Genomic DNA, 26,866 nt, shown 5'->3' on the forward strand with positions numbered 1-26,866 from the left:
GGCGTACATGTGGCGGCTCCGGGGGGATGTCAACAGGATGAGTGTAAAGAAGCTAGAACACAATTGGTTCAAGTGGATCGTAGGTAATGGCCTGCGCATCCGCGAAAGCGACCCCCGAAAGACTGTCCGGTTTGAAGCGAATTGCAGACATTTCGTTCCGAGAAAAGAACCGGCGCTGTGTGACGATGCCTTCCGGATCTTTCCACGTCTGATCAATCGTGCCTGCCACAATCTCGCACCGGAAATAGACATCAATCTGATGAAAATCTCTGGAAGAATCCTCAAACTCATTCACCAGACAAGGCGCCCCCACGTTGACACGCAACCCGGTTTCTTCATGTACTTCACGCATCAGGTTGTCCGGCAGGGAGCTTCCCAGTTCGACGCCGCCCCCCGGCGCGCACCAAAGATCGGAAAGTCCGCTGCCAAAGGCGTTGACCAAAAGCAGTCTGTTTTCGTGCAGAATAACGGCGCGAACGGCCAGACGGGGTGAGTTTGACATGGATCGAGCGTTAAGTGTGACGCAAGGTTGATGCAAGCATGGTGGTGAAACATTTACCCAATGCAGTTAGTTGAGTGATATGAGATTTATTCTGGCTCTCCTTTTTTTCCTGCCAACGGCCGCTGTCGCGGATTGTGTTGTCCTGCTCCATGGTTTGGCGCGGACCTCTTTTTCGCTCAGTGTTATGGAAGAAAGCCTGAAGGCGAACGGCTATCAGACGGTCAATCCGGGCTACCCGTCCACGTCTGACACCATCCGCGATCTGGCCGATGGGACAATTCCCGCCGCGATAGAGGAATGTGATCAGAACGTTCCGATCCATTTCGTCACCCATTCCATGGGCGGGATTCTTGTCCGGGCATGGCTGGCGGAAAACGATCTGGCTGATCTGGGGCGCGTTGTGATGCTCGCGCCCCCGAATAAAGGGTCGGAGCTTGTCGATACGCTCGGTGATCTCGACCCGTTTGAATGGGTGAATGGCCCCGCAGGTCTTCAGCTGACAACTGGCCCGGATTCGTTGCCAAACGCACTTGGCCCAGTGGATTTTGTGCTTGGGGTCGTCGCGGGCACTCAGACCCTCAACCCGATCTATTCAGCTATTATTCCGGGTGAGGATGACGGGAAGGTGTCGGTCGAGTCCACTCGCATCGAAGGTATGACCGATCATCTGATCCTGCCGGTGACCCACACATTCATGATGAACTCGCCTTTCGTCGTCGCGCAAACCGTGCGGTTTCTTCAAAACGGCGCTTTCGATGACACGCTTACGTTGTCCGATATTGTGTTGGGCAGCGACTAAACTGCTTTAATCCTTGGGCGTAATGCGGTTGACATGACCCATCTTTCGGCCGGGCTTCGCCTCGGCCTTTCCATAAAGATGTAGCGCGACGCCTGGATCTGCCGACAGGTCGGCTACCCGATCCATATCCGCGCCGATCAGGTTTTCCATTTTGACATTCGCGTGGCGCGCGCCATCGCCCAGAGGCCAACCTGTAATGGCCCGGATGTGCTGCTCAAACTGATCGATCACACAGCCATTCTGCGTCCAGTGGCCGGAATTGTGCACGCGCGGCGCGATCTCATTCACGATCAGTCCCCCCGGCGTCACAAACAACTCCACCCCCAAGACACCCACGTAGTCGAGCGCGTTCAGGATTTTGCCCGTCAAAAGCACGGCATCCGCCTTCTGCGCGCCGCTCAATCGCGCAGGGACCGTCGTCGTTCTCAAAATGCCGTCGTCATGAAGGTTCTCGCCCGGATCAAAGCAGGCAATCTCGCCGTTTAGACCACGCGCGCCGATCACGGACACTTCATGACTGAAATTGACGAAGCCTTCTAGGACCGCATCGGATCCTGCCATTTCTTCAATCGCACGCCCGATATCTGCGTCCGATCCAAGCCGAACCTGACCCTTGCCGTCATATCCGAACCGCCGGGTTTTCAGGATCGAAGGGACGCCGATACCCTTGACCGCTGCTGTCAGGTCATCTGCAGTCGAAATCGCGGCAAAAGGTGCCGTCTGCAGGCCGAGCCCGTTCAGAAACTCTTTCTCCGTCAAACGGTCCTGCGAAATGCCAAGCGCTTTGCGGTTGGGTCGGATCGGGCAGGTCTCTTCCAGAATATCCAACGCAGCTGTGGGAACGTTCTCAAATTCATACGTGATGACGTCCACGGTGGCCGCAAACGCGCGCAAGGCATCTTCGTCGCCGTAAGGTGCTGTAACCACCCGCGCCGCGACCTGACCGGCAGGTGGGGCACTGCCTGGCTCGTAGATCGCGCATTCAAATCCAAGCCGAGAGGCCGCAACGGACAACATCCGCCCAAGCTGGCCACCGCCCAGGATCCCTATGGTCGCACCGACCGGTAACCGGTCAATCATCGCCTGGTACCTCTGGAATACTGTCGGTGAGCGCCGCGCGCCACGCCTCCAGCCGTTCAGCCAGATCCGCGTCGCTGAGCGCAAGAATACCGGCAGCCATCAGCCCCGCATTGGCCGCCCCAGCCGCCCCGATAGCCATAGTCGCAACCGGAAAGCCGCGTGGCATTTGCACAATGGAATACAGGCTGTCTACACCACTCAGAGCCTTCGTCTGGACGGGCACACCGATCACCGGAAGGCGCGTTTTAGATGCCATCATGCCGGGCAAATGCGCGGCCCCCCCGGCGCCTGCAATAATCACGTGTAGGCCACGATCAACCGCCGTTTTGCCGTAGGTCCATAGTCTGTCAGGTGTCCTGTGGGCCGAAACGATCTGCACGTCACAAGCGATGTTGAGATCGGCAAGGATGTCTGCGGCTTCTTTCATCGTGGCCCAGTCCGATTGACTGCCCATGATGATGCCGACTTTTGCTGTGGTCATGACCCCTCCCGCCTCAAGGAAGCGGTGTTATAGCGGGCGAGACACGTTATGCAATGATATCCGGCGTCAGACGGTCTTCCAGCGCGATGATCTGGTCTTTCAAAACAAGTTTCTGTTTTTTCAGCCGTTTCAAGGTCAGTTGGTTGAAACTGGGTGCGTGCTGAAGCGCTTCGATTGCCTCATCCAGATCCCGGTGATTTTGTTTCAGGACGTCGAGTTTGACGCGCAAGACCTCCTCGGTCGACATTTTCGGCGAGGGAGTCATTGTGGATAACGTCCTTTTCAATGTGCGGTTTTCCACAATCTAGCGATTTTCTGCAGCGCTCAAAAGCGTTTTGCACGCGAAACCCTTGCGATTTTCCTGATGCACACCCAAATTTAGACCAAGGTCGCCGAACCGGGGCCTCTCTTATGCAAAGTCGCTGAACCTAAGGACTGTGCCATGACCAAACTTGCACTGGGCGCCCACCCCTTTCTACTGGGCTTCGACCAGTTGGAGCGCCTCGTCGAACGGACCGCGAAGTCCGGGAATGACAGCTATCCCCCGTTTAACATCGAACAGGCCTCTGACCATGCGTTTCGGATCACACTGGCTGTGGCGGGTTTTGCCGAAGAAGATCTTTCGATCACCGTGGAAGATCGCCAATTGATCGTGCGCGGGCGTCAGTCCGATGATCAGTCAGACCGCATTTTTCTGCATCGTGGGATCGCCTCACGGCAATTTCAAAAGGCGTTTGTGCTTGCTGATGGCGTGGATGTGGCAGGTGCGAAGACGGAAAACGGTTTGCTGCATATCGATCTGAAACGCTCTGTACCGGACACCATCGTTCAGACAATCGAAATCAACAAAAGCTAAGGAGCAGTATGATGAACACACCATTTGACATGAAGTCGGGGCGCGAGGATCGTATTGTTTATGTGCGCCCTGTCGATGCTGCGGAGCTTCCCGAGAAATTGCGCGCTGATATCGATCAGATTAAAAATCTCTACGCAGTGCACGCGCCCGATGGCGAACGGTTAGCCCTTGTCGAGGGCCGCTCCCTTGCCTTTGCGCTGGCCCGTCAAAATGACTTTGCGCCCGTCACCGTGCATTGACCACCTATCCGTTCGATTGGGTCGACGCGTTTACCACCAAGCCTTTCGGTGGAAACGGATGCGCGGTCGTCTATGATGACGGCGCATTACCCGTTGAGACCTGCCTTGCCTATACGCGCGAAACTGGTCTGGTCGAGTGCACGTTTGTCGGGCCCTCAGAGATTGCCGATTTAAAGGTGCGATACTTCTTGGCCGAGCGCGAGATTCCGTTTGCCGGTCATCCAACAATCGCAACCGTTGTATCAGCATTGTCGCGCAAGGTGGTCAGTGGTCCCAAGCTAAGCCTGGAAACCGGGGCAGGGGTGCTGGAGATCGACGTCAGCGACGATTTAATACCTCAAGTGGCGATGACCCAGAACGCGCCAGAGTTTGGAGTGGTCCTTTCTGCGGATACCGTCGCTGCCGCTGTCGGGCTCTCTGCCGATGATATCGCGGCCCCGCCACAGGTGGTGTCCACAGGGCTGCCCTTTGTTATTACTATTCTGAAAGACCACAATGCGCTGAAGCGCGCCAAGCTAGACGCGAAAGCGCTCATCAAGGTACGTGAGCAGGCGAAGCACGACGATGCAGACATGATGGAGCCTTATCTTGTGACGCTAGAGGGGGCCGACGATGACGGCGATACATTCGCTCGCCTGCTGCTTGCACCCCCGAACCCCGCTGAAGATCCGTTCACGGGGTCAGCGACCGGATGTGCCGCAGCGTATCTGTGGCATCATGGTTTAATAGATGCACCTGACTACGTAGCCCAGCAGGGCCATTGGATGGGACGGCCCGGTCAGGCCGCCGTATCCGTGCTGGGTTCCCGTGACGCAATAGCTGGCGTGAAAGTCACAGGGCAGGGGCGCATTGTGATGCGCGGCGACGTTCTGCCCGTTTAGGGGATCCGGTCCTTAGGACCGGATCAAGCCCATGCTTTCCAGCTTCAGGATCACCTGATGGGCGCAGTTGTCGACATCGACATTCTCTGTCTCCACGCTCAATTCAGGATTGGCAGGAACGTCATAGGGATCAGAGATGCCGGTGAACTCCTTGATTTTGCCTTCCCGTGCCAACTTGTAGAGGCCCTTGCGGTCGCGCCGCTCACATTCCTCAATTGACGTGGCAACATGCACTTCGATGAACGCCCCGAACTGCTCGATGTCTTCGCGCACCGCACGCCGCGTAGTCGCATAAGGCGCGATGGGCGCGCAGATCGCGATACCGCCGTTCTTTGTGATCTCGGACGCGACGTAGCCGATCCTGCGGATGTTCAGGTCCCGGTGCTCTTTCGAAAAACCGAGCTCAGATGAAAGGTTCTTCCGCACGATATCACCGTCCAGAAGCGTGACAGGGCGACCACCCATTTCCATCAGCTTGACCATCAGCGCGTTTGCAATTGTCGATTTGCCGGAGCCCGAGAACCCCGTGAAAAAGACCGTGAAGCCTTGCTTGGCGCGGGCCGGACGGGACTTGCGCAGCTCTTCGACGACGGCGGGGAAGCTGAACCATTCGGGGATTTCCAGACCTTCTGCCAGACGGCGGCGCAGTTCGGTGCCCGAAATATTCAGGATCGTGACGTCGTCCTTATCCTTGATCTCGTCGGCAGGCTCATATTGCGCGCGGTCCTGAACATAGACCATGTGCTTAAAGTCGACCATCTCGATGCCGATCTCTTCCTGGTGCGCGCGGAACAGGTCCTGCGCATCGTACGGCCCATAGAAATCTTCGCCTTGGCTGTTCTTGCCGGGGCCTGCATGATCGCGCCCGACGATGAAATGCGTACAACCGTGGTTTTTGCGGATGATCCCGTGCCAGACAGCCTCGCGCGGGCCAGCCATCCGCATCGCCAGATTGAGAAGGCTCATGGACGTGGTCGCGGATGGGTACTGGTCCAACACAGCCTCGTAGCACCGAACCCGCGTGAAGTGGTCGATATCACCGGGCTTCGTCATCCCAACGACAGGGTGGATCAGCAGGTTCGCTTCTGCTTCTTTCGCAGCCCGAAAGGTCAGTTCTTGGTGGGCGCGGTGAAGGGGGTTCCGGGTCTGGAACGCCACGACCCTACGCCACCCCATTTTGCGGAAATAGGCGCGCAATTCGTTGGGTGTGTTGCGCAGACCGCGGAAATCGTAATGTACGGGCGCCTGAATGCCGGTGATCGGTCCGCCCAGATACACGGCCCCCGCCTGATTGTGCAGGTAGTTCACCGCCGGATGTGCTTCGTCGTCCGCGCCAAAGACCTTTTCGGCCTCGCGGGACTTGTTCGGGGTCCAGCGATCCGTGACCGACAGGATCGCGAGGATCACGCCTTCTTGGTCGCGCAGTGCAATATCCTGACCAACGTCCAGTTTCCCGGCAAATTCTTCGCTGACATCCAGCGTGATCGGAATGGGCCAAAGTGTACCGTCGGCGGTCCGCATATTTTCAACGACGCCGTCATAATCTTCTTCGGTCAGAAAGCCTTTCAACGGGGCAAAGCCGCCATTCATCAACAGATCGAGGTCACAGATCTGGCGCGGCGTCAGGTCCCAAGAGACAAGATCGCTTGCTTCCGCCTTCAGCTTCTGGGCGGAATCGTAAGACACATAGAGTTCGGGGACAGGGGCGCGGTTGGCGAGTTGCATAATGGCTCTCTAAACTATTGAACATTCGGCGCCCCCCACGCCGTCGGGGTGCCTTTAACGCGGGATTCGCACTGGGATCAAGCCGTCATGCGTGCGCCCGACCGTTTGCCGCCGATAGAAATGCATCGACAGGCAAAGGTGGCGCTGTTTGGTCGCGAGACTGGCTTCAATAGGATCAGGTAGCCAAGACTGTTCAGGCGTCGACCTTTGCACCGTAGCCCATGGGCAGGCTGGCCTCTTCGCCATCCTGTTCCGCGAGGAACCGTTCTGCTTCCAACGCGGCCATACATCCCATGCCCGCGCTTGTGACGGCCTGCCGGTACTTGTGGTCCGTCAGATCGCCGGCAGCAAAAACGCCAGGGATCGACGTCTCGGTGCTGTCGGGCTTCGTTACCACGTAGCCGCCCATATGCGTGTCCAACACATCTTTCACCAACTCGTTGGCGGGCGCATGGCCGATTGCAACGAACACGCCCTTGCACGGGATTTCTTTGACCTCGCCGGTTTTGACGTTTTTCACACGAACGCCTGTGACCCCCATGGGATTGCTGTCCCCCACAACCTCTTCCAGTTGGTGGAACCAGAGCGGCTCGATCTTCGGGTTCTTCATCAGCCGGTCCTGCAGAATTTTCTCAGCGCGCAATTCGTCCCGCCTGTGGATCAGCGTGACTTTCGACGCGAAGTTCGTGAGGAACAAAGCTTCCTCCACCGCAGTGTTGCCACCACCGATCACCACGATCTCCTGACCGCGATAGAAAAAGCCGTCGCAGGTCGCGCACGCGCTGACGCCGAAGCCTTTGAATTTTTCCTCGGAAGGCAAACCAAGCCACTTTGCCCGCGCGCCCGTGGCCAAAATCACGGCGTCGCAGGTATAGATTGTGCCACTGTCACTCTTTGCCGTGAAGGGCCGCTTGGACAGGTCAATATCTGAGATGATATCGGAGATCACTTCGCAACCCATCGCCTTGGCATGGGCTTCCATGCGCACCATCAGGTCGGGACCTTGCACTTCCGTGTCGCCCGGCCAGTTCTCGACCTCGGTCGTCGTCGTCAGCTGACCGCCCGGCTCAATCCCTTGCACCAGAATCGGCTCGAGCATCGCCCGCGACGCATAGACGGCTGCGGTGTATCCGGCCGGACCAGATCCGATGATCAGAACTTTGGTATGACGCGTGGCGGACATGGACGTGTTCCTTGGCAAGCTGAGGGTTCGGGACATATAGACATTGCGCGCGACAAGCTAAAGTCTGTTTGTCGCGCGTAGCTCAACATCTATCGTGCATCGCTGCGCTTTGAGTAAAGTACAAAATCAGCGTTAAACTAGGAAAGAATGTTGCGCAAAAACCGCCTCGCAGGTAAGATATTTCAAAAGGGGAGCGCTGAAAGCCTATGTCCAAGCTTGACGAGATCGACCGCAGAATACTTGCTGAATTGCAAGCCGACGGTCGGATGACCAATGTCGAGCTGGCCAAACGCGTCGGAATATCTGCACCACCCTGCCTGAGACGCGTGCGGACACTGGAGGAAAGCGGGTTCATCCGGGGATATCATGCCGACGTCGAGGCCCGTGCCCTTGGGTTCGAGGTGCAGGTCTTTGCGATGGTGGGGCTGCAAAGTCAGGCCGAGATGGATTTGAGTGCGTTCGAGAGGCGCTGCCAAGGCTGGCCGCTGGTCCGGGAGTGTCACATGCTGAACGGCGAGGTTGATTTCGTGCTGAAATGTGTGGCGCCGGATCTCAGCAGCTTTCAGCGGTTTCTGACGGAACAACTGACATCAGCCGAGAACGTGGCCAGTGTGAAGACATCGCTTGTGATCCGTTGTGCGAAAGACGAGCCCGGCGTGCCGTTCGAAATTGTAGAGGAACGTCTCGCCCAGATCGCCTGACGCTCAGCCGCCGCTTCGCAGGCGCAGAACCTCTTGCGCCGTAAGACGCTCGATCGTGCGCTGACCGAAATCGCCGGTGCCGCGCACATTCGGGAACAGCCGCAGCAGCATATGCCGCAACTCGTCGTCCCGCAGCGCTTCGGAATGGGTGCCGGGATGATAGCTTTCCAACTCCATACCGTTCGCGAGATAAGTCGCCTGCCGCTCGAAGGCGATGTTGAAGACCGTGACGCGCGCGACGGGTTTGATCGCGATCACACCCAGCCCGTCTTCGAAACAACGCACGGGCGCAAACGCATGGCGCAGACCAAACAAGGTTGTACAAGCCGCGTGCCGCAGCCGCATATGTGCCCGACCCGTGACCATCAGATCCTGACTGGGCTTGGCAAGGCCGAACGCATCGGTCATCACGCGGATGAGAGGATCGGAGTCTTCGACGTCGTTGGGATCAATTGTGTAAGAGCCAATCCATTGGACTGGTAGCAAGCCATGATCGGATGTGTCGACCAGCGTCCCAGGCACGATGTCTTCGATCGCGACGGGGCCATCATAGGTGTTGATCAGAGCACCGCGAACCAGGCTGGAGCATGCATTTTCAAGAAGTGTTGAGCCGGGGGCGACCACCGTGTCCCATGCGGGACATCCGGGGCGATTGAGCCACGCAACATCGTAGGATCGCGCACGCGGCTGGGCGCGGGGCAGAGGTCCCCGGCCAGACGCCGCTCGCGTGGAATAGTCTGTGGTATAATCGTCGAAATGCTCATGCACCATTCTGGCGCCAACGGGTTCGGTCACACTATCTCCCTCTCAGGTATTTGCGTGACCGTATCGGTCCCCACCGACACGCATTTCTTCCGTTCACGTACACAGTCGCCCAGTTTCGGCCTTAAAGTCAAACGAAACCGACACATTTCCATGCGGAAAGTAACAATAGCTCGCCAAAAATGGTTACTGTTTTCACTGCTCGCGGCAATCTCGCCACATTTGTTAGACGTCTCGCGTGGACACTCCCGAATCGCTCTGACAGAGTGCGCCAATGACACCGGATCAGATCAAAAAAGCATTCGAAAAAGCGCGCGCGCAGCAGGCTGCAGGTAAGCTGGATGACGCGGCCAAAGCGTACGCTCGTATCCTGAAGGCCGCGCCCAATGTCGCGGCGGCTCAGTTCAGCCTCGGACAGATACTCGCGCGGCAAGGGAAAGCTGCAGAGGCAGAGCGGCACTACCAAGCCGCCGTGAAGTTGCGCCCGTCCGAGGCGGCAATCTGGTTTGGGTATCTTGAGCTCATCTCGCGCCATCCTGATCCCGCCCGATTGCATCAGGTGTTGTCACAGGCTGGCAAAGCAATTGTCGGAACGCCTGCCGCGATCCTCTACCCGGCGCTACTGGCCGCCAGAACCGGGCAGGCCGGCGCGGAAGATGCCCTGAAAAAGGCGCGGGCTGCGGGCATTGACGATCCAAGGCTCGGTGTGGCCCTGGCGCAAATCAAGGATCGCGCCGGGGCGCCGGACGAGGCGCTTGCGCTTCTTGACGATGTGCTGAGCGCCCACCCCAAGAATGACGTTGCGCTCGCCAGAAAGGCCGAGATCCTGCGCGATACAAGCCGGTTGGACGAGGCGCTTGCAACAGCTCGCAGCGCAATTGACGCGGTTCCGGCCTCTGGGGGACTCTACCATCTCTATGCGGGGATCCGAAAAATTCAGTCCGATGATCCCGTGGTCGGACAAATGCAGAAACTTCTGAAGAAGAAACCGAAGGGGCATCCAGACATCCCGTCATTGGCCCATGGGCTTGCCAAGGCGATGGAAGACACTGGCGCAAAGGGCAAGGTGTTTGGATATCTCAAGATCGCGAATGCCGAGAGCAACAAGCGCTTCCCCTACGATCTCGATGCAGACCTGGCCGAAATAGACGCTCGCCAGACGCTCTACCTGGCTCTCAAACATGATGGGGAAACGCCCAAACAACAGACAGCGGACGGACCGGTCTTTGTGACCGGCATGCCACGCTCGGGGACGACGTTGATCGAGCAGATCATCGCCGCCCACTCGCAGGTCACTGGCGGGGGGGAGCTTGGGCTCCTGGCGGGTGGTGTGTCGAAAGCGCTGGCTGAAAAAGGCCCCGATCTGGAAGACCGGTTGAAAAAAGCAGGGGCTGTCTATCAGGACCGGCTTGCGGTTCGCTTTCCCGATGCGACGCGCGTGACGGACAAAAGTATCAGCACCTACAGCATGATCGGGTTTGTCCCCTACATCCTGCCTGCTGCGCGTGTGGTTGTTGTGCGCCGGGACCCACGAGACAATGCCCTGTCGCTCTACAAAAATCTGTTCGTTGGTGGGCGTCACCGCTACGCCAACGACCTGCGCAATATCGCGCGTTTTATGCGGGCGTTCGAGGACCAGCTCGCGTTCTGGCGCAAGCACTGCCCCGATCAGTTCTTCGAAATTGCTTACGAGGATGTCGTGAACGCGCCGGAGGATGCGACCAAGGCACTGATCTCTGCGGTGGGGTTGACATGGGAAGACGCGTGCCTGTCCTTCCACGACAGTGACGCACAGGTTCGAACGCTGTCATCGGCACAGGTCCGGCAGCCGCTTTACGCAAGTTCGATCGGGAAATGGCAGAGCTTCGAGGAAGAGCTTGCGCCCTTCATCGAAGAATACGACCGGCTTTCGGGGGAAGGTAAGCCTAGTTTGCGCCAGCGCGCTTAAGCGGAACGACGGATTCAGACGTGGTAAGTTTGCTTTGGCGCGTCCATGGCAAAGCGACGTCCGTCTTTGCGCTTTCCTCGAGCACCCATTTCAGCCAACGCGATTTAGCAGCCATGTTTGATCCTTCGTTTGTAGCGGGCGGCGGCGTTAAGTGCTGCGTTGTTACCCACGGTATTCGAACGCCCCATCTTGGGGCCTGTTTACGATCTATTAAGGGTTTTGGGCCGAACCATGACCCGGATAGGGCCATACCACGATCTGATGTGGCTAAAGTCGGATGGTGGCGATCAATCGACCGTAATCCGCTTCGCCCGTATGGACCGAGCGGCGGTAGGAATAGAATTTTTCAGGCATGCTATAGGTGCAATGACGTGTCCACTCGGCGGTCACACCAGCACTGCGCAGCCTGTGCAGTCCGTAGGCGGGGAGGTCAAATTGAAGCCGGTCGCCCTCGCCTTGGGCGAAAAACCGAGTGTTTTCCGGATCCTCATCGACGAAGCGATCAAAGAACTCAGGCCCCACCTCGTAAGCAGCCTGACTGATGGACGGACCGATCACCGCCGTGATCCGGCTGCGCGATGCGCCAATCTCAACCATCGCATCAACCGTCGCCTCCAACACGCCCCGAAGGGCGCCACCCCACCCCGCATGGGCTGCCCCAACCACCTGAGCGTCGGCGTCGGCAAATAGAACAGGCTGGCAATCGGCAGACAACACGCCAAGCGCGATGCCAGGTGTTGCCGTCACCATACCGTCCGCTTTGGGTTTTTCTGACAAAGGCTCGGTCACATTGATCACATCTGCCGAATGGATCTGATGAACCGAGACAAGTGTCTCAGGTGTCACATCCATTGCACCCGCGACCCGCGCCCGGTTTGTGGCCACCGCATCGCGCTGATCCGAAGACCCGAAACCGCAATTCAACCCCTCAAAGATGCCCGACGATGCGCCACCGCGACGGGTAAAGAACCCGTGCCGCAGCGGGGCCAGACTGTCGGATGTCAGGATCTCTAGGGTCATGGATCAAACCTTAGCGCTGAACCCCGGGGGCAGGGGTGCGCCTGCGGGATAAAGGGCAAGTGCTTTAAACAAGGTTCCCATTTCTTCGGGGTGGGTCAAGCGCCGATGCGCCAAGGTATGGCTTTCCAGCAGTTCGCCGGAAAGCCCCCTGGCCAGCGCTTGCGCCCGTGCCGTGATGCCCAATCGTTCCAGCAAGACGCCTTGAGGGACCATCTGTGAGGCTTGGCATTCGGTGATCGCGTTCGACAGGGCTTCGAAATCGACATGGGCCGTCAGATCGGCCATACCGGGGGCGTCCAACGGATTGACGGGCTGGTGGTTCTGGACCGCCTGAAACGTGTCACCCTTCGAGCGCCAATCGCCGTAATCAATGAGCAGCGCAGCGCCGCCGTTCTGCGCTATCCGCTGGTCCAGTGTCGTTATGATCTGCGGCGCAGCGGGGCAAACCTCCACGATATCCCCGTCCCGTGTGTCGACCAGTCGATGGGCCAGCATGTCGGGCAGCGCGACAGGCGCCCGTCCCCAGACCAGCGTATCACTGTCCGACCCGATCCGACGTTCCGCCCATCCCGTGCGCGTGCGTTCATATTGGCGGATCGGAAGCGCGTCGAAAAACTCGTTGGCCAAAAGAAGCGTCGGAGCGTCCGGCAGCGTCGTCACATCGTCGTGCCATGTGATATCAACATCCCCAAGCGTCGCGCGCTGTTTGTCGCGCAGGGCGGGGCTGGCTTCGACCAGATGAATAGGTGGCGGTTGCATGACCTTGCAGATGACCCGCAACACGTCTTTCATCAGCGTGCCCCGGCCCGGTCCGATCTCTGCCAGCACGGTTTTCGCGGGCTTGCCCTGATCCACCCATGTCTGCGCCAGACAGAGCCCGAGCACCTCGCCAAACATCTGACTGATCTCCGGCGCGGTGGTGAAGTCGCCTTGCCGTCCGAACGGTGTCTTTGTGGTGTAATAGCCATGTTCAGGATGCAACAGGCAAAGCGCCATATAGTCAGCCACAGACAGGGGGCCATCCAGCGCGATTTGCTGAAGGATCAACTGCTTGAGCGGAGTCATGCGTGTTGTGCGATCCGGCGACGGGCGACGGCAATCAAGGCAAATCCAGCAAGGATCATCGGCAGCGACAAAAGCTGCCCCATCGTCAGACCATATCCTCCAACATGCAGCGCCAGACCCAACGGGTTTCCGTCCGACACGAACTGAGCGTCGGGCTGACGCACGAACTCCACAAGGAACCGCGCAACACCATAACCTGCCACAAAGACACCGATCATCGCGCCGGGTTTCTTCAACCAACCGCGCCGCACCCCCAGCCAGAGCAGGAGGGCAAAGAGCAAAGCACCCTCCATCAGGGCTTCGTAAAGTTGTGAGGGATGTCGCGCGCAAAGTCCGGCGACGTCCGGGCAGAACTGCGCGGCGTCGCCCGGAAAAATCACACCCCAGGGCAGATCCGTCGGGCGCCCCCAAAGCTCAGCATTGATGAAGTTAGCAACGCGTCCCAGAAACAGCCCCGGCGCTGCCGATATGGCAACGGCATCTCCCACCGACAACACCGGTAGCTTATACTTCCAGCTATACAAACAGATCGCCAGCACAACGCCCAGAAAGCCGCCATGAAATGCCATCCCGCCGCGCCAGATTTGCAGGATCTGAGCGGGGTTTTCGACGTAGTATGCGGGTTGATAGAACAGCACAAATCCAAGCCTGCCGCCTAGCACCACGCCAATGATAATCCATGTCAGCAAATCTTCCGGCTGTTTGGGGGTCATTGGCGCCGTTTCATTGGGCCAAAGGGCAGGGCGTTTCACCAACTGCACAACAATCCACCATGCAATGATCATCCCGACGATATAGGCCAGCGCGTACCAGCGCAGCGCGAACTCGAACCCGCCAAGAGACAAGACAAAGATCTCGGGGCTGAGATCGGGAAAATGTATCGCTGCCGCTATCATGGTCCCGAAGTGCGATGAGCCTGCGGCGAAGTCAACCTTGAGAAAGACGCCAAGTCAGCCCATATACAGACCAAGCAAAGCGATGAGGATGCCATGCAGACGCGCAACAAGTTTTTCGACGACATGTCCCAACTGATGACAAACGCCATGGGTGTGGCCCAAGGGGCCAAGTCGGAAGCCGAAGGGGCAATGAAAGGCATGCTCGACCGTTGGCTTGCAGATCGCGATTTTGTGACCCGTGAAGAGTTCGACGCCGTGCGTGCGATGGCTCAGAAAGCCCGGGAAGAGAACGAAGCGCTGAAAGCCCGCCTCGATGAGTTGGCTGGGGGCGGAAAATCCAAAACCAAGAAAAGCTAGGGTCTGCCACCTACGCGCCGAGCGCTTGGCATGTCCAAAAATGAGGCGCGGGGTTAAGGTCAAACGCGCTTTTCATTCCCTGACTTGCAGAATCCGACTGAGTGCGCCCTACTTCGGCAGTGTCACCTGAACGGAGTTCCCGCATGAAAATTCTGTCCGCATTTGTTGCGTTTGGTCTCGCCGCCCTGACAATGCCAGTACTGGCCGATGGTCATCTGCCCAATCTGGACGGTCGCGAGATTGTCGTCGTGACGGAAAACGCCTACCCGCCGCTGCAATTTGTAGAGCCAGGGACAGGTGATGCGATTGGCTGGGAATATGACGCGATGGCCGAGATCGCCGAACGCATCAACGCCGAGATCACTTATGAGAACACAAGCTGGGACGCGATGATCCCTGCGATCAGCGAAGGCCAATACGATATTGGTATGACGGGCATCACTATCCGGGACGACCGGAAGGAAAAGGTCGACTTCTCTGAACCCTACATGCGGTCTGAAATGGTGATGCTGGTGCGCGGGGATGAAGAGCGGTTCAGTGATGCGGCCGCGTTCGCCGAAAACGAGGATCTCCTGATGGCGGCTCAACCCGGCACGACGCCCTTTTACGTCGGTGTCTACGACGTACTCGACGGGGATGAGCAAAATCCACGGATCAAGCTCTTTGAAACCTTCGGGGCCGGGGTTCAGGCGCTGCGGACCGGCGATGTGGATCTCGTGCTAACCGATGGAACCGCGGGCAATGGCTACGTCGCCGCTTCAGATGGCGCGCTCAAGATTGTTGGCGAAAAGCTGGGGACAGAGGATTTCGGGTTCATCTTCCCAAAAGGGTCGGACCTTGTTGAGCCGGTCAATGCGGCCATCGCCGATATGCGCGCTGATGGCACACTCGATGCTCTGAACCAGAAGTGGTTTCTCGATTACAAGCTGGGCGGATGAGGTCACGCTGACAGAAGCGCGCGGGTCGCGATGCTCGGGCCATCCCCAAACGAAAAAGACTTTCCCTACTGGCTCGTGCTTCTTGCGCTGATCGGCCTTTGGCTGGGCTACCGCGTGGTGGCCGATGATCTCTACGCTCAGGTATTGGGTACGCTCACGAAGGGCATTCGGATCACGATATTCGTAACGCTCGTTGGGTTTACGACGGCCTCGCTGGCCGGGCTTCTGCTGGCTGTCATGAGCCTGTCGGGCAACATCGTTCTCAGGCAGATCGCCCGCTTCTACATCGAGGTCATCCGCGGCATTCCCATCATCGTGCTGCTGCTCTACGTGGCTTTTGCACTGGCACCAGGACTTGTGGCTTTGGCCAACTGGGGACTGGATCTCGTCGGCGGCGAGCCGGTATCGACCCGGCAGTTCCCACTTCTGTGGCGGGCCATCCTTGCACTGGCGATCGGCTATTCCGCTTTTATCGCAGAGGTCTTCCGCGCGGGCCTTCAGTCAGTCGATGCGGGCCAGATCGAGGCGGCAGAGGCGCTTGGACTTAACCGCTGGCACCGGTTTCGCCACATCGTCTTTCCTCAGGCCATTCGGGTCATCCTCCCGCCTCTGGGTAATGATTTCATCGCAATGGTGAAAGATTCCAGTCTTGTGTCCGTGCTGGGCGTCAGCGACATTACCCAATTAGGCAAGGTGACGGCAGCGGGGAACTTTCGCTATTTTGAAACCTATAATATTGTTGCGCTTCTGTATTTAACATTGACGATCACACTTTCGCTCATGCTCCGGTACCTCGAAAGGCGGTTACGCGCCCAGCCAAAGTGAGGCACTTGGAACGCCAAGCCGCGGGGGCTATTCTATTGTGACGAGGAGACTTTTTAATGACGAACCCGCTTTTGTCCGATTGGACGACACGCTTTAATCTTCCCCCCTTTTCAGACATCAAAGACAGCCATTTCGAAGAAGGACTTGATGCTGCGTTGACCACGGCGCGGGCTGAACTGACCGCCATCGCGAACAATCCGGAGCCCGCGACCTTCGACAACACCATCAACGCTTTGGCCTTGATGGGCGAAGATCTCGATAAGGTTCTGGTGCCGTTCTACACGCTCGCCTCGACCGACAGCACGCCTGAGCGGGAAGCCCTACAGCGGGATTTTTCGCCGCTGCTGTCAGCCTGGAGTTCCGAGGTCATGATGAACCGCGCGCTGTTCGAGCGGGTGGACACTCTTTGGAACTGTATAGACGATCTGAACCTCAGCGATGAGGAACGGCGCGTGCTGGATCTAAGCCACCGCAACTTCGTGCGTGCCGGCGCGAAGCTGGAAGGGGACGCATATGATCGTCTGAAAGAGGTGCAGAAGCGCCTGGCGGTCTTGGGTACTGAGTTCACACAGAATATTCTGGCAGATGAACGCAGTTGGTCCATGGCGCTGACAGATGATGATCTGGAAGGCCTGCCCGACTTCGTGAAAGCCTCTGCCATTGCGGCCGGAAAGGAGCGGGATGCGGACGGTCCCGTCGTGACCCTGTCCCGCTCGCTGATCGTACCGTTTCTTCAGTTCTCCAGCAGGCGGGATTTGCGCGAACGCGCTTACCGCGCGTGGACCTCACGCGGTGCGAACGGGGGCGAGACCGACAATCGAGAGATCGCTGCGGAAATTTTGCAACTGCGGGCCGAGCGCGCGCAGCTCTTGGGCTACTCCAGCTTTGCCGACTACAAGCTGGAAATTCAGATGGCCAAGACACCGGATGCAGTGCGCGGCCTTCTGATGGATGTCTGGCACCCGGCAAAGGCGCAAGCCGAACGGGACGCCGAGGTCCTGACCCGGATGATGCACGAGGACCGTGTGAACGGCGATCTGGAACCGTGGGACTGGCGGTATTACTCGCGCCAACGACGCGCGGTTGAACACGACCTCGATGAAGCTGAGCTCAAGTCCTATCTGCAGCTCGACAACATGATCGAAGCGGCCTTCGACTGCGCCACACGGCTGTTCGACCTGGAGTTTTCCCCCATCGACGTGTCCCTTCATCACCCCGATGCCCGCGCGTGGGAGGTCACGCGCGGCGGCAAACACATCGCCGTTTTCGTCGGTGACTATTTCGCCCGGGCGGGCAAGCGGTCTGGTGCGTGGTGTTCGGCCATGCGGTCCCAGCAAAAGCTGAAAGGCGACATTCGCCCTCACGTCTTGAATGTGTGCAACTTTGCGAAACCGTCCGGCGATGCGCCCGCACTCCTGTCTTATGGCGACGCCCGCACATTGTTCCATGAGTTCGGCCACGCATTGCACCAGATGCTGAGCGACGTGACCTATGAAATGATCTCGGGCACTTCCGTTGCCCGCGATTTTGTTGAGTTGCCCAGCCAGTTGTATGAGCATTGGCTCGAGGTACCGGAGGTGTTGCAGAAGCACGCACTCCACGCAGAGACAGGCGCGCCCATGCCCGACGAGTTGCTAAAGCGTCTTCTGGATGCGGCGACCTACGATCAGGGCTTCGCGACCGTGGAATATGTCGCGTCCGCGCTGGTTGATCTGGACTTCCACACAGGCACCCCGCCCGCTGATCCCATGGCCCGTCAGACTGATCTGCTCGAAGAACTTGGCATGCCGCATGCCATCGGTATGCGCCACGCCACGCCGCATTTCGCCCATGTGTTCTCAGGCGACGGGTATTCGGCGGGCTATTACAGCTATATGTGGTCCGAGGTCATGGACGCGGACGCGTTCGAGGCCTTCGAGGAAGCGGGCGGTGCCTTCGACGAGGAAACCGCTGACAAGTTGGAAAAGTTCATCCTGTCCACCGGCGGCTCGCAAGAGGCCGAAGACCTCTATCTGGCGTTCCGCGGGCGGATGCCCGGCGTCGAGGCGTTGCTGAAGGGGCGGGGCCTTGCGGCCTAGTCGCGTACTTCGTCCGGCAAAATACCCCAGACCTGATCGCGGGCGACCCAGCCCCGCGTGCCGTTCACGGTGATCTTGCACAGGGATGTCTCGCAGGATCCAAGCCGTGCGATCACGCCAGCCTCGGCATACGCAACAGGGTCAGAGCTTGGATCAGCCTTCCGATACAGCGGTGCCAGGTCCTCTTCGACACGCACAAAGCGTGACCCGCTGAGCAGCGAGTAATGCACCCAGCCACCGGCCCCCTCGCTGTCGACCACCCGCCGCCAATGACCGTGCTCCGCCACGATCTGCAGCGGCATGTTGCGATGTTTGAAAACCCAGTCGATCCGGTGGCTCAGGCTCGGTCCGCGCCGCACATTCCCCTCGGCAGCTTTCAGCGACACGTAGCGCGGCATCGGCAGATTCGTCACCGGCCCTCTGTCCGCGGCCCAGGCGGGCGCACAAAACGCAAAACTGGCGGCAATCGCGAAAACAGCGTGTCGTATCATGGGTATGTCCTGCTCAATCTTCTTCTGCGGCATGGCATTTCTTGCCTTGCTCCTTTGGCGCTTATCTTTGCATCATGGTTCACGAAATTCCACAAAAGGATGGTCTGACATGCCGCGTGAGAAACTCAGTGTTGTCGTGACGCGACGCTTGCCGGAAGTGGTCGAGACCCGCATGAGCGAATTGTTCGAGGTAAACCTCAGAACCGCCGATGCGCCTATGACCCGTGCGCAACTCGTTGAGGCAGTGAAGTCCGCCGATGTTCTGGTGCCCACCCTGACGGATGAGATTGACGCGGGCTTGATCGGGCAGGCGGGCGATCGCTTGAAGCTGATCGCCAATTATGGGGCTGGCGTGGACCATATCGACGTGGCGACCGCCCGCCAGCGGGGCATTTTGGTGTCGAACACCCCCGGCACGGTGACCGATGACACTGCCGACATGACCCTTGCCCTGATCCTTGCCGTGACCCGGCGTATTCCCGAAGGGTTAAACCTGATGCAATCGGGGGACTGGGATGGGTTTTCCCCCACGGCCCTGATGGGGGGCCGCATCTCTGGCCGCCGTCTGGGCATTCTGGGGATGGGACGGATCGGGCAGGCCGTCGCCCACCGCGCCCGTGCCTTTGGAATGCAGATTCACTACCACAACCGGACCCGCGTGCATGAGGCGACGTCGGAAGAACTTGAGGCGACCTATTGGGAGAGCCTTGACCAAATGCTGGCCCGGATGGATGTGGTCTCGGTCAACTGTCCGTCGACGCCCTCGACCTATCACCTTTTGAACGCCCGTCGCCTCAAGCTGATGAAGCCGACCGCGGTGGTTGTGAACACATCCCGCGGCGATGTGGTCGATGAGAATGCCCTGACCCGGATGCTGCGCGCGGGCGAGTTGGCGGGGGCGGGTCTCGACGTGTTCGAACATGGCCCCCAGATCAATCCGCGCCTGCGGGAACTGCAGAACGTTGTCCTCCTGCCTCATATGGGGTCAGCAACGGAAGAAGGGCGCGTCGAAATGGGCGAAAAGGTCCTGTTGAACATCAAAACCTTTGCGGACGGTCATCGCCCACCGGATCAGGTTGTGCCGGGCATGCTCTGACTTTTCGTGGAACATTGATTGCCGGGGCACGTTGTTTGTCCAGACAGTCATTAACCGAGGAGCGATGCGATGAATTGGGATCAAGTCCAAGGAAACTGGAAAGAATGGAAAGGCAAAGCCCAGTCGAAATGGGGTGAGCTGACGAATGATGAGCTGGATCAGGCCGAAGGTGACCGTGAGCAGTTGGAAGGTCTCATTCAGCAGAAATACGGCAAGACGAAAGAACAGGCTCGCGCGGAAGTCGACAGTTGGATGTCGGGGAGCTGAGCGATGGCAGACACTGATCTCACCAAGGAAGACGCAACCAAGCAACTGTTCGATCAACTCGATGATCTGCGCGCAGGCATGCTTGGCATCGAAGGGTCGGGCCAGCATATGCAGCCAATGACCCACTACTTTGATCGCGAAACCCAGGAGCTTTGGTTCATCACCTCACGCGACACCGATTTGGTGCGTGCCGTGGGGCAAGGCAACACGGCTCACTTCACGATCCAAAGTACCGATCAGGACTACTATTCCTGTATGAGCGGTCCGATTACGCAAAGCAGTGACGAGGCCAAACTGGACGAAATCTGGTCCGCCGTTGCCGCCGCGTGGTTTGAGAACGGTCGCGAGGATGCAGACGTCACTTTGCTGCATATGCCGCTGCGTGAAGCCGCGGTCTGGGCGTCGTCCGGTAATCCGCTGGTTTTCGGTCTGGAGATTTTGCGCGCAAATATGTCGAGTGATACCGCCGACGTGGGTGAGCATCGCGTGATCAATTTCGCGACAGCCGCCTGAGCCACATCAAATACAGAGAAAGCCCCGGATGGTCCGGGGCTTTTTTTATCCGTCGATCTGCTTGGCCATGATCGCGATGGCCTTTTGATAAACCCCTGCCGCGTTCCACTGCTGGATCACTGCGAAATTCGGCTGCCCTTCCTGATAACCGACGCCCGGACGCCAGCCCTTCTGGCTGAGAAAGTTCGCCGTCGACGCCAACGCGTCGCCCATACTGTTCAGATCGAGACGCCCGTCGCCATTCCCATCAATCCCGTATTTCAATACGTTGCCGGGCAGAAATTGCGTGTGACCCAGTTCCCCGTGCTTGGCCCCGATTGAATTGGGTGAGATCACACCTTGATCCACCAGCTTCAAGGCAGCCAGAGTGTGTCCCGTGAAAAAGTCCGAGCGTCTGCAATCATAAGCCAGTGTCGAGATCGCGGACAGCACGTTGCTGTCCCCCATGAAATTTCCAAAGCCCGTTTCCATCCCGTGGATCGCGATGATCACCCCCGCGGGAACCCCGAATTTCCGCTCCAGCGAGTCGAAGAACGCGGCATTGCGGGCTTTGCGTTTGCGACCTTGGGCCACAATGGTCTGCGCGCCGCGCACCTGCATGAATTTCTCGAGGGAATACTTGAAGCTTTTCTGGTTACGGTCAGCAGCGATCGTTCGCTTGGCATATTGCGTTCCTGCCAGCGCCTGCAGCCCCCGCTTGCCGACACCAGCCTGCGCAGCTTCATTGGCAAACGCCGCTTTCCATGCGTTGAACCCCCCCGCAGAATTGCCACACGCTGCAGCCAACGCGGCACCAGGAAGAACCAAAGCCACGGCAGCCGCCGCAAGCGCACGTCTTGAAAACAATCGCATAGGGTCAGAACTCCGCTTCAAACAATCCGAGGCACTTTACGCAAAAGCCCTTTGATTCCAAAACGCTTTGTCACCGTGACAGCGGCGCGCATGAAAACTCGCTCAGGTATAGGTCTGGTCCGGACCGGGGAAGTCGCGCGTTTTGACCTCTTCCGCATAGCTTTTGACGGCGTCTTCGATCATCGGTCCAAGCTGACCGTAGACTTTCACGAATTTCGGCGTCCACGGGTTCAGGCCCAGCATATCCTCCAGCACAAGGATTTGACCGTCGCAGTCCGCCGAGGCGCCGATCCCGATGGTGGGGATATCGATCTGTTTGGTGATCCTCGCGGCCAGCGGCTCCACCATGCCTTCCAGAACGACGGCAAACGCACCGGCGTCCGACACCGCCTTCGCGTCCGCCTCGTGGGCGGGCCAAGTGTCCTCATCACGACCTTGGGTCTTGAAGCCGCCCATCACGTGGGAGCTTTGGGGTGTCAGTCCCGTGTGCGCCATAACAGGCACACCCCGTTCCGTCAGGAAGTGAATGGTCTCGGCCATCCGCGCGCCGCCTTCCAGTTTCACCGCGCCGCATCCGGTTTCCTTCATGATCTTCGCGGCATTGCGAAACGCTACATTGGGGCTTTCCTCATAAGTGCCGAACGGCATATCCACCACGATCAGCGCCCGCTTGGTGCCGCGCACCACGGCCTTGCCATGCATGATCATCAGATCCAGCGGTACGCCTACGGTCGTTTCCATCCCGTGCATCACCATTCCGAGGCTGTCGCCCACCAGAATGAAATCCGCGTATTTGTCGACAATCCCTGCCGTATGCGCGTGGTAGGACGTGAGCGAGACAATCGGTTCGCCCCCTTTACGGTTTGCAATCTGCGGAACAGTCATCCGGCGGACGGTTTCGGTTTGCGTGCTCATGGGACAGCCCCCTCGGTCAATTGAATGACCCCTGCATATCCCCGCGCGCACCCGATTTACAGCAAGAACCGGGCAAGCATTGCCTGCCAGCCATCAAGCGAATCCAGCCATTGGCTACAACGTAAACACAGCAACGAGATCCGAGAGACGAAACAGCGGTCCTTACGAGTTATTGCAAATGGCGGCTTTGAGCCCAGAACAGACCTAGTTTGTTAGAGCGAGTCTAGGCAATCCAATGGAGTTGGCAGATCGAGGATTGCAAATAGCTGCACCGTGTCATTTGCGTTCATGATTGACGTTTTAGATGTTGAGGGGGGCAATGTAGCGAATGTCCAAACCTCATCATCATCTGCTTGAGAGCGATAATTTTCCAGCCCAACGACCAACATCTCCTTAAGCTCGGAGATCTCAATGTTCTGCCGCTCCAGCTTAACCTCAATGCCATAGGGAATATTGAGCAAACGCATTGTCTTGGCGGCTAAGTTGTTGTGATGCGGATAAATTCCGGCAATCTTGAATACTTCGCCTTCTGCGTTCAGAAACAGGTTATCAGATGATCGAGCAACTACTGACCTCAGCGAACCCTGAGCAAATTCGAAACCATGGGAAGAGAAGGGATATAATTCTTCACCACTGATTAGAAGCCATACTTCGTAATTGTCTAGCTCTCGCACCACTTGCACCACTATTGTGTTTCAACTACCGCTCATCCAAACGGATTTGGTAGCTAATCACCAGAATATTTCAGTGCACGATGGATGATCCCAACGGCAACTAAGTCCACAAACCATCCGTTCAGTCAGACATGGTCTACGGTTCCGCGTGTCGGAAACGGCGGCTGTTGCGTCGAATGGCGGATTTGGTGGTTTCGCATTTTTGCTAGAACCGATGTCAGTCAACGTAGAAGGGGACATCCCATGAAAACGCATGTCAAAGCACTGGTCGTCGGCGGCGGGGCGGTGGGCACTTCGATCGCCTATCATCTGGCCCGGGCCGGATGGGACGATGTCATGCTGCTGGAACGGGACGAGTTGACCTCGGGCTCCACATGGCACGCGGCGGGCCTGCTGCCGTATTTCAACATGAGCTACGCGACCACCCATATCCACGACCACTCCATCAAGTTCTATAAGACGCTGGAAGAAGAAACCGGCCTCAACGCTGGATTTTCTGTCGTCGGCAATCTGCGGATGGCCCAGAGCGACGCGCGGATGGATGAATACATGCTCTACGCCACAACCGCCGAGACCTGCGGCGTGCCCTATGAGTTCCTGACGCCCGCGCAAGTGAAAGATCGCTACCCGCTGGTGCGCACCGAGGATCTGAAAGGCGCGATTTACCATCCGACCGACGGCTACATAAATCCTGCCGACGTCACGATGGCCATGGCCAAGGGCGCGCGCCAGCGTGGTGTTGTGATCGAGCGCAAATGGCAGGTGGATGCGTATCAATGGACGGGCGATCACTGGGACGTGACGCTGACCAAGATGGTGGAGAAGGGCGGGAACCTTGTGCCATCTGACGAACAGCAGATCATTCATGCCGAACATGTCGTGACGGCGACGGGCAATCATGCTCAGCGCACCGCGCAGCTTCTGGGTATCAAGATCCCGGCTATCCCGGTCGAGCACCAGTATATCGTGACCGAACCTGATCCTGCACTGGTGGAGTGGCGGAAATCCAACCCGGAACATCCCGTCCTGCGCGATGCCGACGCAAAGTGGTACGTGCGGGAGGAACGCGGCGGCTGGATCCTCGGCCCCTATGAAAAGAACGCCCCGGCGCGTTTTGAATACGGTGTGCCCGACAGTTTCCGCGCCGATCTCTTCCCGCTGGATTTGGAGCGGATCGAAGAAGAATACATGTCGATGATCCATCGTATCCCTTCCTCGGAAGAGGTCGGGCTAAAGGACGACTTCAACGGTCCGATCTGCTACACACCCGATGGCAACCCGCTGCTGGGTCCCGCGCCCGGTCTGCAGAACATGTGGCTTGCGGAAGGGTTCAGTTTCGGGATCACCGCTGCTGGCGGCACCGGTCACTACCTGGCTCAGCTCATGGTTGAGGGGGAGGCAGAGATCGACATGGCCTCACTTGATCCCAAGCGTTACGGCACCTGGATGACGACGGAATACGCCGCCCGCAAGAACGAGGAGGCCTATGACCATGTCTACGTCCTCCACCACCCGGATGAAGAACGTCCAGCCTGCAGACCGCTTCGCACCTCACCTGCCTATGACCGGCAAAAAGCACGGGGCGCGCAGTTCGGTCAGGTCAACGGGTGGGAGCGTCCGAATTACTTCGCGCCCGATGGGTTCAACGATCACGACAGCCGGTCCTTCCGGCGGGGTGGCTGGTGGCAACACGCGGTGGATGAGGCCAAGGCGATCCGCGAGGGCGTAGGCCTGATCGATGCGACCGCCTTCACCAAGCATCGGATCAACGGACCGGGGGCAACGGCGTTTCTGGACTGGTTCACCACGAACAAGTTGCCGCGCGTGGGCCGGATCAATCTGACCTATGCGCTGACCGGCGCCGGAACCACGCGGACGGAATACACTATCGTGCGAATTGCCGAAGATGACTATTATCTCGTCTCTGCGGGCGCATGGCATGCCTACGATCAGGACTATCTGTTCAAAGCCATCGCCGAAAAGGAGCCAGAATTAGGCCGCATCAATGCACAGGACGTCACGACCCAATGGGGCGTCTTTGCCATCGCTGGCCCCAAATCGCGCGATGTATTGAAGGCGGTTATCAAGGACGCCAACCCGGACACCGCCCTGTCAAACAAGCGCTTCCCGTGGTTGTCCTATCGCGAGATTGAGCTTGGTATGTGCCCCGTGCGCGCCATTCGCGTGGCCTATACGGGCGAGCTGGGATGGGAGCTTCACCACCCGATCGAGATGCAGACCTATCTGTTCGACCTCTTGGAAAAGGCAGGCGCGGATCACGGCATGAAACTGGTCGGTGCCCGGGCGCAAAACTGGTTGCGGCAGGAAAAGAGCTACCGTGCCTTTGGGACCGAGCTTGGTCGTGACGCCACCCCACTGGAAGCTGATCTGCCGCGCTTCGTCGATCTATCGAAAGAGTTTCACGGCAAGGCGTCGATGGAGGCGCTGGGCATCCGCTCCAAATGTGTGACGCTCCTGATTGACGGACCTGCGGATGCGGATCCGTGGGGGCGCGAGGCGATTTACAATGGGGACGAAAAGATTGGTCGCCTGACCTCGGGCGGATACTCCGTCGCGTTCGGCAAAAGCATCGGCATGGGCTACGTCCCGCCCGATCTGGCGAGCGCTGGCACAAAGCTCAAGGTGCGGATGTTCCGCGAGCTTTGGGATGCGGAAGTGGTCGAGGACAGCCCCTACGATCCCTCTAACGCCACGATCCGCGTCGATGATATCCCGATGGACGGCTAGGCTTCTTCCAATCGATCCGTCGCCGGGGCAGGGGCCTGGGACAGCGCCGTGATCTCGGCGTAAAGCGCGTCGGTCATGTTGAAGTCCAGCGCCGCCAGCGACGGGGCCAGTTGTTCAACAGATCTGGCGCTGATGATCGGTGCGGTAACGGCTGGATGATGGCCCGCCCACGCCACAGCCAGCGTCGCGGCAGTCGTTCCATGGGCCTTGGCGATTTTCGGCAGTTCAGCAGCCACGTTGTGCATCCACTCGACATCATAGCGCGCCGCATAGCGGTGATCATCGATCAGACGGCCACCGCCACCTGCGGCGTACTTCCCGGTCAAAAGCCCGCCGCCCAACGGCGAGTACGGGCAGACCGCCACGCCCTGATCGGCACACATTGGCAGAATTTCCACCTCGGCCTGCCGTTTCACAAGGCTATACATCGGCTGCAGCACATCAATCGACAGATCAAAGGATGCGGCGACACGGATCGCTTTCATCACCTGCCAAGCGGCGTAGTTGCTGACCCCCACATAGCGGATCAGCCCTTGCGCCTTGAGGCTGGCCAGCGTCTCCAGCGTTTCCTCAAGGGGCGTGTCCGCATCCCATCGGTGCATATAGAACAGATCGACGCGATCCATTTTTAGCCGTTTGCAGCTTTCGTCGAAAGTCTTGAGAATATTGGCCCTGGAGGCACCCCCCTCATAGCCCGCCTTGGTGGCGATGATCACGTCATCGACCTCGCCCGCGCAGAACGTGCCAAGCAGTGTTTCGGAGCGCCCTTCGGTATAGACATGCGCGGTGTCGAAGAAGTTCACGCCCACGCTGCGGCAGGCATCATACATCCCACGGCTTGCGGTCTCATCGGCGGTTCCACCGAACTGCATGGTGCCGAAACAAAGAGGCGAGGCGGGGGCGCCGGTGCGCGTTGTCATCTGTGTCATGGGACAAGGCTGGCAGATCGCAGCGGCAGAGAAAAGGCCCCCAAA

At 58.5% G+C, this 26,866-nt stretch carries 29 protein-coding genes; 14 read left to right on the forward strand and 15 right to left on the reverse strand.

Annotation, left to right across the window (positions count from 1 at the left end; translation table 11 throughout):
- Nucleotides 1-52: 52 nt before the first annotated feature.
- Entirely contained in the window at nucleotides 53-502 is a 450-nt protein-coding gene (locus tag KIN_RS02045; RefSeq protein WP_159804290.1) for an NUDIX domain-containing protein, read from the reverse strand.
- Nucleotides 503-581: 79 nt separating this feature from the next.
- On the opposite strand from KIN_RS02045, the gene KIN_RS02050 reads away from it, so the two are divergent.
- Nucleotides 582-1,301: an alpha/beta fold hydrolase gene (locus KIN_RS02050; RefSeq protein ID WP_159804291.1), complete on the forward strand. Its 720-nt coding sequence runs from the start codon at nucleotides 582-584 to the stop codon at nucleotides 1,299-1,301.
- A gap of 6 nt (nucleotides 1,302-1,307) precedes the next feature.
- On the opposite strand, the gene KIN_RS02055 is transcribed toward KIN_RS02050, so the two are convergent.
- The 3 genes from KIN_RS02055 to KIN_RS02065 are packed head-to-tail and all read right to left on the reverse strand — an operon-like array spanning nucleotide 1,308 to nucleotide 3,127.
- Nucleotides 1,308-2,381, reverse strand: a complete 1,074-nt coding sequence (locus KIN_RS02055) for a 5-(carboxyamino)imidazole ribonucleotide synthase (protein ID WP_159804292.1) — start codon at nucleotides 2,379-2,381, stop codon at nucleotides 1,308-1,310.
- Nucleotides 2,374-2,862 (reverse strand): 5-(carboxyamino)imidazole ribonucleotide mutase, encoded by a 489-nt coding sequence (gene purE / locus KIN_RS02060; RefSeq protein WP_159804293.1) that lies wholly within the window; start codon nucleotides 2,860-2,862, stop codon nucleotides 2,374-2,376. The genes KIN_RS02055 and purE overlap by 8 nt, the downstream gene beginning before the upstream one ends.
- Before the next feature lie 46 nt (nucleotides 2,863-2,908).
- Entirely contained in the window at nucleotides 2,909-3,127 is a 219-nt protein-coding gene (locus KIN_RS02065; RefSeq protein WP_159804294.1) for a YdcH family protein, read from the reverse strand.
- A 177-nt stretch (nucleotides 3,128-3,304) separates the two neighbouring features.
- Between KIN_RS02065 and KIN_RS02070 the strand changes: the two genes are divergently transcribed.
- Genes KIN_RS02070 through KIN_RS02080 form a run of 3 tightly spaced genes read left to right on the forward strand, consistent with a single transcriptional unit; the run spans nucleotide 3,305 to nucleotide 4,838 of the window.
- Nucleotides 3,305-3,718, forward strand: a complete 414-nt coding sequence (locus tag KIN_RS02070) for an Hsp20 family protein (RefSeq protein ID WP_159804295.1) — start codon at nucleotides 3,305-3,307, stop codon at nucleotides 3,716-3,718.
- A gap of 11 nt (nucleotides 3,719-3,729) precedes the next feature.
- Nucleotides 3,730-3,957, forward strand: a complete 228-nt coding sequence (locus KIN_RS02075; protein ID WP_159804296.1) for a DUF1150 family protein — start codon at nucleotides 3,730-3,732, stop codon at nucleotides 3,955-3,957.
- Nucleotides 3,954-4,838, forward strand: a complete 885-nt coding sequence (locus tag KIN_RS02080) for a PhzF family phenazine biosynthesis protein (RefSeq protein WP_159804297.1) — start codon at nucleotides 3,954-3,956, stop codon at nucleotides 4,836-4,838. Before KIN_RS02075 ends, KIN_RS02080 begins: the two co-directional genes overlap by 4 nt.
- 12 nt (nucleotides 4,839-4,850) lie before the next feature.
- Here the strand turns inward: KIN_RS02080 and KIN_RS02085 are convergent, their stop codons facing one another.
- Nucleotides 4,851-6,563 carry a bifunctional sulfate adenylyltransferase/adenylylsulfate kinase gene (locus KIN_RS02085; RefSeq protein ID WP_159804298.1) on the reverse strand — a complete coding sequence of 571 codons (1,713 nt, stop codon included), beginning with the start codon at nucleotides 6,561-6,563 and terminating at the stop codon, nucleotides 4,851-4,853.
- Nucleotides 6,564-6,756: 193 nt separating this feature from the next.
- Complete coding sequence (gene trxB, locus KIN_RS02090; RefSeq protein ID WP_159804299.1) at nucleotides 6,757-7,746, reverse strand: thioredoxin-disulfide reductase; 990 nt, start codon at nucleotides 7,744-7,746, stop codon at nucleotides 6,757-6,759.
- Between the two features lie 206 nt (nucleotides 7,747-7,952).
- Between trxB and KIN_RS02095 the strand changes: the two genes are divergently transcribed.
- Nucleotides 7,953-8,447, forward strand: coding sequence for an Lrp/AsnC family transcriptional regulator (locus KIN_RS02095; RefSeq protein WP_159804300.1), 495 nt, complete (start codon nucleotides 7,953-7,955; stop codon nucleotides 8,445-8,447).
- Between the two features lie 3 nt (nucleotides 8,448-8,450).
- Here KIN_RS02095 and KIN_RS02100 read toward each other — a convergent pair whose 3' ends face one another.
- Nucleotides 8,451-9,242: a Hint domain-containing protein gene (locus KIN_RS02100; RefSeq protein ID WP_159804301.1), complete on the reverse strand. Its 792-nt coding sequence runs from the start codon at nucleotides 9,240-9,242 to the stop codon at nucleotides 8,451-8,453.
- Nucleotides 9,243-9,483: 241 nt separating this feature from the next.
- Between KIN_RS02100 and KIN_RS02105 the strand changes: the two genes are divergently transcribed.
- A complete protein-coding gene (locus KIN_RS02105) occupies nucleotides 9,484-11,157 on the forward strand; it encodes a tetratricopeptide repeat-containing sulfotransferase family protein (RefSeq protein ID WP_159804302.1) in 1,674 nt (557 codons plus the stop codon).
- A gap of 267 nt (nucleotides 11,158-11,424) precedes the next feature.
- Here the strand turns inward: KIN_RS02105 and pgeF are convergent, their stop codons facing one another.
- The 3 genes from pgeF to lgt are packed head-to-tail and all read right to left on the reverse strand — an operon-like array spanning nucleotide 11,425 to nucleotide 14,135.
- A complete protein-coding gene (pgeF, locus tag KIN_RS02110) occupies nucleotides 11,425-12,177 on the reverse strand; it encodes a peptidoglycan editing factor PgeF (RefSeq protein WP_159804303.1) in 753 nt (250 codons plus the stop codon).
- 3 nt (nucleotides 12,178-12,180) lie between these two features.
- Nucleotides 12,181-13,242 (reverse strand): class I SAM-dependent methyltransferase, encoded by a 1,062-nt coding sequence (locus KIN_RS02115; protein WP_159804304.1) that lies wholly within the window; start codon nucleotides 13,240-13,242, stop codon nucleotides 12,181-12,183.
- The gene (lgt, locus tag KIN_RS02120; protein ID WP_159805302.1) at nucleotides 13,239-14,135 is read right to left on the reverse strand and encodes a prolipoprotein diacylglyceryl transferase; all 897 of its coding nucleotides are present in this window, start codon (nucleotides 14,133-14,135) and stop codon (nucleotides 13,239-13,241) included. The genes KIN_RS02115 and lgt overlap by 4 nt, the downstream gene beginning before the upstream one ends.
- 96 nt (nucleotides 14,136-14,231) lie before the next feature.
- On the opposite strand from lgt, the gene KIN_RS02125 reads away from it, so the two are divergent.
- The 4 genes from KIN_RS02125 (at nucleotide 14,232) to KIN_RS02140 (ending at nucleotide 18,336) form a co-directional block, all read left to right on the forward strand.
- Nucleotides 14,232-14,495 carry an accessory factor UbiK family protein gene (locus tag KIN_RS02125; protein WP_159804305.1) on the forward strand — a complete coding sequence of 88 codons (264 nt, stop codon included), beginning with the start codon at nucleotides 14,232-14,234 and terminating at the stop codon, nucleotides 14,493-14,495.
- A 143-nt stretch (nucleotides 14,496-14,638) separates the two neighbouring features.
- Nucleotides 14,639-15,433: a transporter substrate-binding domain-containing protein gene (locus tag KIN_RS02130; protein WP_159804306.1), complete on the forward strand. Its 795-nt coding sequence runs from the start codon at nucleotides 14,639-14,641 to the stop codon at nucleotides 15,431-15,433.
- 30 nt (nucleotides 15,434-15,463) lie between these two features.
- Nucleotides 15,464-16,258: an amino acid ABC transporter permease gene (locus KIN_RS02135; RefSeq protein ID WP_159804307.1), complete on the forward strand. Its 795-nt coding sequence runs from the start codon at nucleotides 15,464-15,466 to the stop codon at nucleotides 16,256-16,258.
- A gap of 56 nt (nucleotides 16,259-16,314) precedes the next feature.
- Nucleotides 16,315-18,336 (forward strand): M3 family metallopeptidase, encoded by a 2,022-nt coding sequence (locus tag KIN_RS02140; RefSeq protein WP_159804308.1) that lies wholly within the window; start codon nucleotides 16,315-16,317, stop codon nucleotides 18,334-18,336.
- On the opposite strand, the gene KIN_RS02145 is transcribed toward KIN_RS02140, so the two are convergent.
- Complete coding sequence (locus KIN_RS02145) at nucleotides 18,333-18,827, reverse strand: SH3 domain-containing protein (RefSeq protein ID WP_159804309.1); 495 nt, start codon at nucleotides 18,825-18,827, stop codon at nucleotides 18,333-18,335. The two genes, KIN_RS02140 and KIN_RS02145, sit on opposite strands and share 4 nt — an antisense overlap.
- A gap of 109 nt (nucleotides 18,828-18,936) precedes the next feature.
- Between KIN_RS02145 and KIN_RS02150 the strand changes: the two genes are divergently transcribed.
- From KIN_RS02150 to KIN_RS02160, 3 genes are all read left to right on the forward strand, one after another.
- Complete coding sequence (locus KIN_RS02150; RefSeq protein ID WP_159804310.1) at nucleotides 18,937-19,923, forward strand: 2-hydroxyacid dehydrogenase; 987 nt, start codon at nucleotides 18,937-18,939, stop codon at nucleotides 19,921-19,923.
- A gap of 69 nt (nucleotides 19,924-19,992) precedes the next feature.
- Nucleotides 19,993-20,190, forward strand: a complete 198-nt coding sequence (locus tag KIN_RS02155) for a CsbD family protein (protein WP_159804311.1) — start codon at nucleotides 19,993-19,995, stop codon at nucleotides 20,188-20,190.
- A 3-nt stretch (nucleotides 20,191-20,193) separates the two neighbouring features.
- Nucleotides 20,194-20,703, forward strand: coding sequence for a pyridoxamine 5'-phosphate oxidase family protein (locus tag KIN_RS02160; RefSeq protein ID WP_159804312.1), 510 nt, complete (start codon nucleotides 20,194-20,196; stop codon nucleotides 20,701-20,703).
- A 45-nt stretch (nucleotides 20,704-20,748) separates the two neighbouring features.
- On the opposite strand, the gene KIN_RS02165 is transcribed toward KIN_RS02160, so the two are convergent.
- From KIN_RS02165 to KIN_RS02175, 3 genes are all read right to left on the reverse strand, one after another.
- Complete coding sequence (locus KIN_RS02165; RefSeq protein WP_159804313.1) at nucleotides 20,749-21,555, reverse strand: lytic murein transglycosylase; 807 nt, start codon at nucleotides 21,553-21,555, stop codon at nucleotides 20,749-20,751.
- A gap of 102 nt (nucleotides 21,556-21,657) precedes the next feature.
- Complete coding sequence (gene panB, locus KIN_RS02170; RefSeq protein ID WP_159804314.1) at nucleotides 21,658-22,470, reverse strand: 3-methyl-2-oxobutanoate hydroxymethyltransferase; 813 nt, start codon at nucleotides 22,468-22,470, stop codon at nucleotides 21,658-21,660.
- Nucleotides 22,471-22,682: 212 nt separating this feature from the next.
- Entirely contained in the window at nucleotides 22,683-23,144 is a 462-nt protein-coding gene (locus KIN_RS02175) for a hypothetical protein (protein ID WP_159804315.1), read from the reverse strand.
- 243 nt (nucleotides 23,145-23,387) lie between these two features.
- Between KIN_RS02175 and KIN_RS02180 the strand changes: the two genes are divergently transcribed.
- The gene (locus KIN_RS02180) at nucleotides 23,388-25,892 is read left to right on the forward strand and encodes a GcvT family protein (RefSeq protein WP_159804316.1); all 2,505 of its coding nucleotides are present in this window, start codon (nucleotides 23,388-23,390) and stop codon (nucleotides 25,890-25,892) included.
- On the opposite strand, the gene KIN_RS02185 is transcribed toward KIN_RS02180, so the two are convergent.
- Nucleotides 25,889-26,821: an aldo/keto reductase gene (locus tag KIN_RS02185; protein ID WP_159804317.1), complete on the reverse strand. Its 933-nt coding sequence runs from the start codon at nucleotides 26,819-26,821 to the stop codon at nucleotides 25,889-25,891. The genes KIN_RS02180 and KIN_RS02185 overlap by 4 nt on opposite strands.
- Nucleotides 26,822-26,866 lie beyond the last annotated feature (45 nt).

Origin of the sequence: Litoreibacter roseus, from assembly GCF_009811795.1 — a bacterium.
GTDB lineage: Bacteria > Pseudomonadota > Alphaproteobacteria > Rhodobacterales > Rhodobacteraceae > Litoreibacter > Litoreibacter roseus.